The sequence below is a fragment of the Oceanobacillus jordanicus genome, assembly GCF_022095695.1.
Classification (GTDB): domain Bacteria; phylum Bacillota; class Bacilli; order Bacillales; family Amphibacillaceae; genus Oceanobacillus_B; species Oceanobacillus_B jordanicus.
Genome location: NZ_JAIFZM010000025.1, coordinates 20833 through 32179 on the forward strand (window position 1 = coordinate 20833; position 11347 = coordinate 32179).

At 38.5% G+C, this 11347-nt stretch carries 10 protein-coding genes and 1 riboswitch; of the genes, 7 read left to right on the plus strand and 3 right to left on the minus strand.

Annotation, left to right across the window (positions count from 1 at the left end; genetic code table 11):
* The first annotated feature begins 14 nt into the window (after window positions 1-14).
* From K3T81_RS18875 to K3T81_RS18885, 3 genes are all read left to right on the plus strand, one after another.
* Window positions 15-1031 (plus strand): ABC transporter ATP-binding protein, encoded by a 1017-nt coding sequence (locus K3T81_RS18875; RefSeq protein WP_238022156.1) that lies wholly within the window; start codon window positions 15-17, stop codon window positions 1029-1031.
* A gap of 1 nt (window position 1032) precedes the next feature.
* Window positions 1033-2037, plus strand: coding sequence for an ABC transporter ATP-binding protein (locus tag K3T81_RS18880; RefSeq protein WP_238022157.1), 1005 nt, complete (start codon window positions 1033-1035; stop codon window positions 2035-2037).
* Window positions 2038-2210: 173 nt separating this feature from the next.
* Entirely contained in the window at window positions 2211-2639 is a 429-nt protein-coding gene (locus K3T81_RS18885; protein ID WP_238022158.1) for a hypothetical protein, read from the plus strand.
* A gap of 302 nt (window positions 2640-2941) precedes the next feature.
* On the opposite strand, the gene K3T81_RS18890 is transcribed toward K3T81_RS18885, so the two are convergent.
* On the minus strand, window positions 2942-4060 hold the full coding sequence (locus K3T81_RS18890; protein WP_238022159.1) for a methionine biosynthesis PLP-dependent protein: 1119 nt from the start codon (window positions 4058-4060) through the stop codon (window positions 2942-2944).
* Window positions 4061-4200: 140 nt separating this feature from the next.
* Window positions 4201-5307 (minus strand): 5-methyltetrahydropteroyltriglutamate--homocysteine S-methyltransferase, encoded by a 1107-nt coding sequence (locus K3T81_RS18895; protein ID WP_238022160.1) that lies wholly within the window; start codon window positions 5305-5307, stop codon window positions 4201-4203.
* Window positions 5308-5445: 138 nt separating this feature from the next.
* A riboswitch (SAM riboswitch) is annotated at window positions 5446-5543 on the minus strand.
* A gap of 101 nt (window positions 5544-5644) precedes the next feature.
* Here K3T81_RS18895 and K3T81_RS18900 point away from each other — a divergent pair.
* Complete coding sequence (locus K3T81_RS18900; RefSeq protein ID WP_338044688.1) at window positions 5645-6625, plus strand: formate/nitrite transporter family protein; 981 nt, start codon at window positions 5645-5647, stop codon at window positions 6623-6625.
* A gap of 235 nt (window positions 6626-6860) precedes the next feature.
* Here K3T81_RS18900 and K3T81_RS18905 read toward each other — a convergent pair whose 3' ends face one another.
* Window positions 6861-7649 (minus strand): Ltp family lipoprotein, encoded by a 789-nt coding sequence (locus tag K3T81_RS18905; protein WP_238022161.1) that lies wholly within the window; start codon window positions 7647-7649, stop codon window positions 6861-6863.
* A gap of 426 nt (window positions 7650-8075) precedes the next feature.
* Between K3T81_RS18905 and K3T81_RS18910 the strand changes: the two genes are divergently transcribed.
* The 3 genes from K3T81_RS18910 (at window position 8076) to K3T81_RS18920 (ending at window position 10788) form a co-directional block, all read left to right on the plus strand.
* On the plus strand, window positions 8076-8768 hold the full coding sequence (locus K3T81_RS18910; protein ID WP_238022162.1) for a response regulator transcription factor: 693 nt from the start codon (window positions 8076-8078) through the stop codon (window positions 8766-8768).
* A complete protein-coding gene (locus K3T81_RS18915; protein ID WP_238022163.1) occupies window positions 8761-9858 on the plus strand; it encodes a sensor histidine kinase in 1098 nt (365 codons plus the stop codon). Before K3T81_RS18910 ends, K3T81_RS18915 begins: the two co-directional genes overlap by 8 nt.
* 90 nt (window positions 9859-9948) lie before the next feature.
* Window positions 9949-10788 (plus strand): M15 family metallopeptidase, encoded by an 840-nt coding sequence (locus K3T81_RS18920; protein ID WP_238022164.1) that lies wholly within the window; start codon window positions 9949-9951, stop codon window positions 10786-10788.
* Window positions 10789-11347: the final 559 nt, after the last annotated feature.

Here is an 11347-nt window from a genome sequence, read left to right on the forward strand (position 1 = left end):
AGGAGGAGTAGACAGTGCTGGAGGTAAAAAACCTTAAAACACAGATTGACACCAACGAGGGAATTGTCCAGGCGGTAGATGGAGTTTCCTTTACGGTGAGGGCTGGCGAAACCCTCGGAATCGTTGGTGAATCTGGAAGCGGAAAAAGTGTGTTAGCAAATTCCATCATGCAGCTGAACCCAAATCCACCTACTTTTTACCCTGAAGGTGAAATTTTGTTTGAAGGAAGCAATCTTCTAAAGCTTTCAGAAAAGCAGCTCCGTAAGATTCGCGGAAATGAAATTGGGATGATATTTCAGGACCCGATGTCCAGCCTAAATCCAGTTTTTAAAGTTGGTGCACAGCTGGTAGAGGCCATTTTGACCCATCAAAAAATGTCGCGTAAGGATGCAAAAGCCCTGGCTATTGAATTGTTAAAAGATGTGGGAATTCCTGATGCTGAAAGGCGAATGGATGATTATCCGCACCACTTCTCTGGCGGGATGAGGCAACGGGTGTTAATTGCGATCGCCTTGGCTGGTAATCCGAAACTATTAATTGCAGATGAACCTACAACTGCACTAGATGTAACGATTCAAGCACAAATATTAGAATTAATGAAGGGAATTCAAAAAAAGTACGGAACAGCAATTATACTCATTAGTCACGACTTAGGTGTCATTTCACAAATGGCTGAAAAGGTATTAGTTATGTATTCCGGACGAATTGTGGAAAAGGGATCTGTAAACGATATATTCTATCGTACGTCAATGCCTTACACTTGGTCACTGCTACGTTCCTTGCCACGTTTGGACGGAGTAGAACATGAGCGACTGATTAGTATTGAAGGACAGCCACCAAATCTCGTGTCCCCACCAAAAGGGTGCAATTTTCATCCAAGATGCCCCTTTGCAACAGAAAAATGTCTGGAAATAGATCCCGAGTTAATGCCAAGGAAAGAAGGGCATTGGGTTGCTTGTATCTTGACAGAACAGGAATTTGAGGCAGAGAAACAGCGACTTGAATCTGCAGATAGGGAAGAGGTGCTCTAAGATGTCAGAAGCCTTGCTTGAGATTCGTGATTTGAACATGCATTTTCCAATTAAAGGTGGAGTATTCCAAAAAACGAAAAAACACGTAAAGGCTGTTAATGGTGTTAATTTATCAGTTAATAAAGGGGAAACCCTTGGAATCGTAGGGGAGTCAGGTTGTGGAAAGAGTACACTTGCTCGAACAATCGTTGGACTGCAAAAACCTACATCAGGAGATATTTTATTTGAAGGTGAAAGTATACTTCATTACTCTCATAAAGAGATGCATCAGCTCAGACGGAATATTCAAATGGTGTATCAGGATCCATATACAAGTCTCAACCCAAGAATGAAAGCAGGCGATATTATAGGCGCGCCATTAAAAGCCTACCGTATGACCAATAATTTGGAGCGTCGAGTTAAGGAATTAATGGATCTTGTCGGATTAAAAGCTGATGATTATCATAAATTACCTCACCAGTTTTCTGGTGGTCAGCGGCAGCGAATTGGGATAGCTCGTGCAATTGCTTTGAATCCGAAGTTATTAATCTTGGATGAACCAGTTAGTGCATTGGATGTCTCTGTACAGGCACAGGTTATTAATTTGCTGGAAGATCTGCAAAAAGAGCTTAATTTGACGTATGTTTTTATAGCCCATGATTTATCGGTTATCAAGCATACTGCAGACAAAGTTGGGGTTATGTATTTAGGGAAAGTAATGGAAATCTCCGATAGTGAATCTTTTTACAATAATGCACGTCATCCATATACCAATGCGTTATTGTCGGCTATTCCGTTGCCAGATCCGGAGAAAGAAAGAATGCGCGAACGAATTGTATTAAGTGGTGAATTACCCTCACCAGCCAACCCACCAACAGGTTGTGTTTTTCACACTAGATGTCCATTCGCGCAAGAAAATTGTAAAACAAACACTCCATTATTGGAAGCAAAGGATGCAAACGATGGTCATCTTGTCTCTTGTTTTTATCCACTAAATACCGAAAAGAAACAACTTATCCCGGAGTAACCGTCCGTAAGACTCCCACTTCCAACCATGAAGTGAAACCATGATGTTTAAGTGGGAGGAAAACGGAAGCTAACACCCCGATTCGATCAACTAACAATTAGGGCTGGATGAATGAATCCCCCACTAATTGTAGTTTCACTTTATAGAAAACAATCAATAGAGGAGGAATACGATTGGAGTTACATAAGATTTCATTAATGGATGCTTATATGATTGAAACATTGAGAAGTAACGGCATATCCGATAAGGAAATTCTTACCCAAATAGAGCAGGGAAAGACCGAAGCCTGGCAGGAGCTCAATAGGAATTTTGATTTTCAGGAACTGGTTAAATTTGCTGAGAAAGATATGGAAGGATTTAAGAGGATCCTTTCACAAGGTTATCGGGTGAAATTTGTTACGTTTAATGGATTGAAAAATTTATTACGGCTCCGATTTGGAAAAGAGAGAGAAACGGACTATGAATTGACGGAAACAGGAATTCGGAATCTAAATTTAAATAGTGAGCAATTAGTGGATTTAAAGCAGGTGCTGTCCGGGAATTGGGTGGTTGAAGAGCTGGACGATACTAATAATTTGGTGGTGAATATTGAGCGGTCGTAAATGAAGTTTGAGCTTGAGAAACTTATATTGTACATCTAAACAACTGAACGAAAAATTATTATCTCCTTAGTCCATCAGAAAGATATAAATTGCTACAACTAGGAGTAAACTGAACTGCGTGGTGAAGGGATTATTCTCCCACTTACACTGCCTAATCTTTCAAAGTGGCTTGGTTAATTTATTCCAACTTTTTCGTTTAACATTTTACTATCTTCCACTTTTTGATACCCGATAAAATAAACTATTAAAGAAAACCTCTCATTAGTTCACTGAACTGTTGAGAGGTCTTTTCTTCTATGTTTCTAATTTAATCTTCTTTTTTCTAGACTCGAAAACACCTGCTCCAAATCGCCAATAATGTCCTCCGCTTCTTCAATGCCCACTGAAAATCGTAACAGGCGATCACAAATGCCACGACGGGTTCGTTCTTCAACTGGAATGTCAGCGTGAGTTTGTGTGGCGGGGTAGGTTATAAAGCTTTCGATTCCGCCTAGACTTTCGGCGAAGGTGATTAACTGCAGATTTTCCAAGAACGTTCCAATCCATATGCTTTCCTTTAGGCGAAAGGAAAGCATACCCCCATAACCAGGGTAAAGTACATCCGTTACCACTGGTTCATTTGCCAAATAAGCAGCAACTTTTTTGGCATTTTCCTCATGTTGTTTCATTCTTAACGCAAGGGTTTTTAAACCTCTAATTAATAACCATGAGTCAAATGGAGATAAGACAGCGCCAGAGGCATTATGTAACTCGGACAACTTTTCACAAATCGTACTTCCGTTTGCAACAACTAAGCCAGCTAGTACGTCGTTGTGCCCACCAATGTATTTGGTTGCACTGTGGATAACAATGTCGGCACCCAATTCCAGTGGACGCTGGAGATAAGGAGTTAAGAACGTATTATCTACTATTAATAATAGGTTGTGTTTCTTGGCAAGAGTCGCATATTCTTGAATATCAATTTTCTGCATTAATGGGTTTGTTGGAGTTTCGATAAATAATGCCTTGGTATTCTCTGTAATGACTTGTTCTGTTTCTTTAACGTCGTTAAACGCCGTGTAAGTAGTTCGGATATGATAGGTATCGGCATAATGCTGAAGTAAACGATAGGTTCCTCCATATAGATCCTCTGGCGCAATAATCTCATCTCCTGAGCGGAAAAGGGATAAGACTAGTTGAATGGCAGCCATTCCCGAACTGCAGGCATACCCTCTATCTCCTGCTTCCAAGTTTGCAATCCCTTCCTCAAGAATGGATCGAGTTGGATTTTTTGTCCTTGTGTAGTCGTATCCAGTGCTCAAGTTAAGTCCTTGGTGCTGGTAAGCTGTTGATAAATAAATTGGCGGGTTTACTGCACCGGTTTTTTGGTCGCTATGATTACCTAGCTGCACCAATTGTGTCTCGATGTGTCTTTTTGTCATGTAATCGATCCTTTCAGCAAATAAATGAAGGACTTTTAGCAAGGAAAAAGATCCTTAATAACGCGATATCTCTTTGTGCTTACTGGACTCAGTATAAATGGAAAGGAAGAGGAATTATTACATTCCTCTTCTTGGATATTTTATCCCCAAATCTCTTTCCCAATATCAACAATAAATTTCAGTTTATTCCACTGATCTTCTTCGGTTAATTTATTTCCATGGTGGGTTGATGCAAATCCACATTGTGTGCTCAAGCATAGTTGATCTAGCGGAACATATTGAGATGCCTCTTTAATTCGTGCTTTAATAGATTCTTTGTCCTCTAGCTCCCCATTTTTCGATGTGATCACACCAAGAATAACCTGGGCTCCGCCAGCAGGGATATGTTTTAGCGGTTTGAAATCACCGGAACGCTCATCATCATATTCCAAGAAGAATCCATCCACTTTCTCTTTCGCAAACAAAGTGGATGCGATTAAGTCATAACTCCCTTCGAATGCCCAATTGGATCGATAGTTTCCACGACATAAGTGTGTCGTCACGACTAAATCGTCTGGTTTTCCTTCCAGTACCTCATTAACAACGCGTAATGCCAGGTTTATTAGTTTTTCCCTTGAATATTTCCCTTCGTTAAACGGAATATCTGGTGAAGAAAGACCAGCAATATAAACATCATCGAATTGTAGATAGCGAACCCCAGCTTCATAAAAAGCGTGTAATGCATCACGGTATGTTTGAATAACATCATTGGCATATTCATCAATGTCAGGGTAAATTTCTTCGTTAATTATTCCTTGATTGAAGAGTTGATTAGGGCTAGGGATTGTTTGTTTGGCAACTGCACGCCCAGCAACGATTTCATTGAATTCAATGAAATCTTTAATGAAAGGGTGATCGGGATTAAAGGAAACCTTCCCTGTATTTCGGACATTATATCTTTCAGTCTCCTCATTTCCATTAAAAACATAGCCTACGTCTGGAATATATCCTTCTATCCCGTTTAGATGCTCTAAGAAATCAGTGTGCCAGAATCTACGTCTAAACTCGCCATCCGTCACCGCATTCAAGCCAATTTCAATCTGCTTATCAACAATACGCTTAATTTCCTTTGTTTCGATCTCACGCAATTGTGTGGCAGAAATTATTCCTTCTTTAAATTCCTTTCTTGCTTGATGAATGCTTTCCGGTCGTAATAAACTTCCTACTTGATCCGCTTTAAAAGGTGCTTTCGTTAAGGTAATTGACATGTTAAATCCCTACTTTCGTTTTATTTTTTATAAACGCAATTCAACTAAACTAGTAATAAACGTATCTATTTTATGTAACCAACAAAAAACCCCCTTCTTAACAAATAAGAAGAGGGTTGGATACGTAAAAATTTTCTCTTCTTATCTCCAAGCTTAACGCTTCTGGAATTAGCACAGTACAAATGTCTGTTGCTGAGGTTTCAATGGGCCAGTCCCTCCACCTCTCTGGATAAGAAAAATCATATGAAATTTTTTGATTAGTCAATATACTACAGCTGTCGGATCAAAATGTCAAGGGGATATTAGAAGATTGTTATTATAAGAGGTGGCGAATGACATGGGCCATGGTGTGAAAAGTGGTATGAACATATCGCCATTAGGGTATCTAGTAAAGGATTGGTTGAAAAAGTTAACCCAATCGCAACATAGAAATAAAACAAATAGGGGGAGTAGGAATAATATGGGTGATAAATGTGATCATAAATCGTCAAACCAGTCCAGTAGGGTGCAAGAGAAACCAGAAAGGCAATATTTGTTCCCGTCTCAGGTAATGGAGACGTTTAGCGAAAAAGGGAAAGAGCACCTTGATACAAATATGCCTTCCCAGTTCATTCTTTCTTTAAAGGCTGGTTCGTTTATGACCTTTGGAGCTTTTTTTTCAGTGTTGCTTGCTATCGGTATTGATGCTAAAGGGCTTACCTATCTTTTGCAGGGACTTGGATTTACAGCAGGGTATCTAATGGTATTTGTATCAGGTTCTGTTTTGTTTACTGAAGTAAATGTACTTTTGCCAACATCTTATTTACAAAAGTCTTATTGGAAGAAAAATAAATACGTCAAATTCTGGGTCGTAGCCTATATCGGAAACATTGTTGGTGCGTTGTTTGTGGCTTTATTAGTAATCAGTTCAAACTCCATGACACCTGAGTTCACGAAAGAGATAGAAACCCTTCTATCTCATAAAATGAAATTTGCTGAGAATGGATGGATTGGCTGGTTTCAAGTAGTTGTGTCTGGTATTCTCGCAAATTGGCTTATAGGAATGGCTGCCTTTCTAACCACAGCGGCTAGAGATATGGTCGGTAAAATTTTGGGCACAGCTTTACCTGTCATACTTTTTGTGGCTGGGAATTTTCAGCACAGCGCAGCAAATATGGGGTATTTCAGTTTAGGCCTCTTTACATCTGATAAGTATGTATGGCACGAATATGTCTTACAAAACCTAATCCCCGCAAGTATTGGCAATATCATCGGAGGAGCCATTTTTATTTCCTTGCTCTTTTCATACGCATTCCGAAAAGAGATGCGAAGTTCATGAGGTTAGTAGAGAATTGTGTTAAAGAAGGTAAAATATAATTCATCATAGTGCGATAAACTTTACCTGAGAAGGAACTGGCCAGTAAAAGTGAATAAAATTTGAGAAGAAACCCCCTTTATGGTTATGATTACCAAAAGGGGGTTTTGAGTTGATAATAATAATTCTTAACCGAACTCCATAAATGCATTTTGAATTGGAGGCAAATTCTATTGGGAAATCTAATGAAGCGATTTGTTTATAGACCTACTTCATTCGCTGCATAGGTAGCAATTTCATTACTGAAACCTTCATACTCTAGCTGTTCTATTAACCCACTTTTTGAGAATGCAGTATAATCCAAGTAGTCTTCCGCCATTTTTACAGCTTGTTCTTTCCAATTTACATTAATTTTTTCTACTGCATAAGTAGCATCCTTATTATTAAAGCCTTCATATTCTAACTGTTCTATTAAGCCACTTTTTGCAAATGCCGTATATGCTACGTAATCTTCCGCCATTTTTACAGCCTGTTGCTGTGACATCGTTTCTTTATTTTTTTGCTTTTCGGCTTCTGCTTTAGCCTTTTCTTCTTCCTCTTGCTTTTCGGCTTCTGCTTTAGCCTTTTCTTCTTCCTCTTGCTTTTCGGCTTCTGCTTTAGCCTTTTCTTCTTCCTCTTGCTTTTCAGCCTCTGCTTTAGCCTTTTCTTCTTCCTCTTGCTTTTCAGCTTCTGCTTTAGCCTTTTCTTCTTCCTCTTGCTTTTCAGCTTCTGCTTTAGCCTTTTCTTCCTCCTCTTGCTTCTCGGCCTCTGCCTCTTCGGCTTTCACCTGCTCTGTTTGACTGTTATTATCAGCGATATCACTTGTGGGCGGGGTTGTTACTCCGAATAAAATGAGAAACACTATTGTTGCGATACCAAAGTACATAGTCACATGTTTCCTGTTTCTTTTGGCTACAGGCATCCACTTTAAAACAATATTAGGTTTAATTAGTCCTATAAGTAGTGCTAAAATAGATATAAAAAATAAAATAAAAAATAAAGTATCCATTCTTTTCTCCTTTTATATTTAGTTTTACAGTTACAATTTATAAGTTGTACAAGACAAATTGCATTTAGACAATTTTTTAACTTAAAACACTTTCTTTTAAAAATTGTATCTCAGAAGTTTCCTGTCCATTTTACTGAAATTAGACTATTGACTCATTAGTGAACAACTTATAGTTAAATTGTACCACATATATATTTTGAAATATATTACAAAAAAACTTTAAAATAGGCAGGATACTTGTTATTTCTATCACAGAGATTCAGGAAATGGGTTACGACATCTCTAAAAGAAAAAGTAGTCCGTTTAGAAATTTTTCCGAAACAGCTTGATTAATTAAAAAGCTTTGACTTCTTCTTAGGGAGTTTTTAAATATATGCTATAGTTTATACGTGATAATAAATAAGTTAAATGCAGGGAGGCATCGAAATGGAGAAGGCGACCATTCTTATCGCAGACGATGAAATAGAAATTGCCGATTTAATTGCGATCCATCTGGAGAAAGAAAACTATCGTGTCCTAAAAGCTTTAGATGGGCAAGAGGCGCTTGACACCATCGATTCCTATTCCATAGATCTTGTGATTCTAGATATCATGATGCCGAAAATGGACGGGTATGAAGTGACACGCTCCATTCGTGAGAAACATAATATGCCGATTATATTTTTAAGCGCAAAAACCTCAGACTTTGATAAAGTACAAGGACTTGTGATTGGCGCAGATGATTACATGACCAAACCCTTTAATCCTATTGAATTAGCAGCTCGTGTCAACGCGCAACTGCGACGCTACAAGAAGCTTAACCAGCCAAATAATGAATCAGAAAAGCTAGATTTTGGCGGACTTATTATTCTTCCTGATCAACGAAGGGTTTGCTTATTCGATCAAGATATTGATTTAACCCCAAAAGAATTTGAGATTCTTTATTTGCTAGCAAGCCACCCAAACAAAGTGTTTAGCGTTGAAAATATTTTCAAGCATGTGTGGGCACAGGATTACTTTGAAGGCACAAATACAGTCATGGTGCATATCCGCACATTAAGGAAGAAGCTTTCTGAAGAGAGGAACAACTATAAATGGATCAAAACCGTTTGGGGAGTGGGGTATTCATTCAATGGTTAAATTTATTTACAGTTTTCGTTCAAAAATGATTTTCCTGTTTGGGCTAAGCATGCTGTTTGCTGGCATTATTACCTACCTCATTTTTTTATCGCTACGGTGGTACTACTACAATTTTGTCGATTACGAAGATCCGCTTATGGACCTAAGGTTTTGGATCAATCGGATTGGGGACATTAACTTTTTCTTGATTTTCTTTATTCCCCTAGCTGTACTCTTTTTCTTTATCCTGACCAAGCCTTATTCTGTTTATTTTAAGGAAATCTCCTCCGGTATTCGCCAACTTGCACGCGGGGATTTCAATCACCGGATTGATATTTCTTCAAATGATGAATTCAAAGAAATCGCCAAGGACATTAATATGGCCGGACAAAAATTAGAAGAGGCTATAGAACGGGGTGACTTTTCTGAAAGTAGTAAGGATCAGCTAATCGTCAATTTAGCGCATGATTTACGCACACCGCTTACTTCTGTACTTGGGTACCTGGATTTAATTTTGAAGGATCCCCAGCTAACAGCAGAGCAGAGAGACCATTATTTAAGGATCTCCAATACGAAGGCACAGCGGCTGGAGCGACTAATTGATGAGTTGTTTGAAACCACCCGAATGAATTACGGTATGTTGCCACTTAATAAGAAGGCCATTAATATGAGCGAACTCTTGCTTCAAATAAACGAAGAAATGTATCCTGTTTTTGAAAAAAAACAATTGGAAGTACGCTTGGACGTGAAGCCCGATCTGTTTATTAAAGGGGACGGTGAGCAATTGGCTAGAGTATTTGAGAACCTTCTCATTAATGCCAATCGCTATGGAGCCGATGGTCTCTACGTAGATATAAAAGGCTTTCAAGAAGAAAATGATGTTGTCATCCAAATCATCAATTATGGGAACCATATCCCTGAGACGGAGATTCCTTACCTTTTTGAAATGTTTTATAAAGGTGACCCCTCACGAACCCATAAAGAAAACAGCACAGGCTTAGGCCTATTTATCGCTAAAAATATTGTGGAACAACACTATGGTACGATTTCTGTTAACAGCAGTGTAATTCGCACGCAATTCGAAGTCCGCCTGCCTTTTAAAAACGGTTAAAAACTTAAGAAAAACTTTATTTTTTACCCACAGTTTTTTTAAACAGTTTCTCCTATTCTTTTATTGAAGGAAAGATAAGGAGGAATTCCAATGAAAAAGGTAGGTTTGATTATACTATTAGTAGTGGGTATAGTCACAGCATTTATGATTACATTCATGAGTAACGAAATAGTCATAGAAGAAGATAAAAGCGGTTTTCCGGGAGATACAGATGTAAAAACAATTCAAGAGGACGACATCCATAAAGGTAATCTCGTCTTAATCAATGAGAATTACCCGGTGGAAAAGGAAGGTGTGAAAAACGATATTCAAACCTTCCATCCAGAAGACTTTAAGGGTGTGCAGCTGCTCGATCAGGAGATCCAACTGTCTCAATCCATCAGCCAAAAGTTTATGGATATGGCAGAAGATGCCCAACATGACGGTGTGGACAGCTTTACCATTACCAGTGGCTACCGAGGGATTGAAGCACAAACCCTTCTTTTTAAAGAAATGGGAGAAGATTATGCGCTTCCCGGTGGTTACAGTGAACATAATTCTGGGCTGGCCATGGACGTGGGTTCCACCGAAGGCCTAATGGCGAATGCTTCTGAGGGAAAGTGGATCGAAGACAATGCATGGAAACACGGATTTATTTTACGTTATCCTGAGAACAAAACCAGCATTACCGGCATCGAATATGAGCCCTGGCACATCCGATACGTCGGGCTTCCTCATAGTGCTTTAATGTACGAGCATGATTTCGTACTTGAAGAATATCTCGATTATGTAAAAGATCAAAAAGAACTTTATGCTAGTTTTGAAGGGAAAGAGTACTTTATTACATATTATCCATATGGAGAAAATCAGCAGATTGAGTTACCCGTGGATCATGAGTATATGATTACAGGAGATAATATGAACGGGGTAATCGTAACGGTGACTATGTAGAGATACAAGAGCAGAATAACAATTAAGACAGCTAGTGGGCTGGTGTGAACTCCGTATTAAACCGGAGTCATACCAGCTATTTTTACTATAAACGATTGTTATTTTATTAATAGTGATAGTCTTAGATGAAACAGACTTACAGGGGGAATTATGTATTTAACAGGAGTTTTTCACCCTATAGCGAATACAATTAGTATTAAGAACTTTTTTCTAGCCCATGTTTTGAACGAAAACTAAAAATGGCTTCTGAGAAAGGTGGGTTATTATCATGGATTTTCTCGTAAGTATACTAGTTTTACTCATTACTGGAGGGTTATTTGTATCGCTCCTAATGCTATTTATTAAATTAATTATTAAATGGTCGAAAAAACAATAATAATTTTGTACTAACCTTTAGGTAATATTTTCTTTTTCAGTATAAGAGCCTCATTAGATGCAAGATTGTTTATTAATAGCTGTGGGGGGCTTCCGTCACTAGCTTAATACCATTAAACTAATCAAGCTTCAACGGTGCTGAAATATAGTAAGTAAGAAGATAATGTAATGATAAACTCAAACG

What these genes read in the sequence shown, in the direction of transcription:
- K3T81_RS18915 (WP_238022163.1), top strand. Translation starts at nt 8,761, where the DNA reads ATGGTTAAATTTATTTACAGTTTTCGTTCAAAAATGATTTTCCTGTTT.
- K3T81_RS18910 (WP_238022162.1), top strand. Translation starts at nt 8,076, where the DNA reads ATGGAGAAGGCGACCATTCTTATCGCAGACGATGAAATAGAAATTGCC.
- K3T81_RS18880 (WP_238022157.1), top strand. Translation starts at nt 1,033, where the DNA reads ATGTCAGAAGCCTTGCTTGAGATTCGTGATTTGAACATGCATTTTCCA.
- K3T81_RS18900 (WP_338044688.1), top strand. Translation starts at nt 5,645, where the DNA reads ATGGGCCATGGTGTGAAAAGTGGTATGAACATATCGCCATTAGGGTAT.
- K3T81_RS18890 (WP_238022159.1), bottom strand. Translation starts at nt 4,060, where the DNA reads ATGACAAAAAGACACATCGAGACACAATTGGTGCAGCTAGGTAATCAT.
- K3T81_RS18920 (WP_238022164.1), top strand. Translation starts at nt 9,949, where the DNA reads ATGAAAAAGGTAGGTTTGATTATACTATTAGTAGTGGGTATAGTCACA.
- K3T81_RS18895 (WP_238022160.1), bottom strand. Translation starts at nt 5,307, where the DNA reads ATGTCAATTACCTTAACGAAAGCACCTTTTAAAGCGGATCAAGTAGGA.
- K3T81_RS18905 (WP_238022161.1), bottom strand. Translation starts at nt 7,649, where the DNA reads ATGGATACTTTATTTTTTATTTTATTTTTTATATCTATTTTAGCACTA.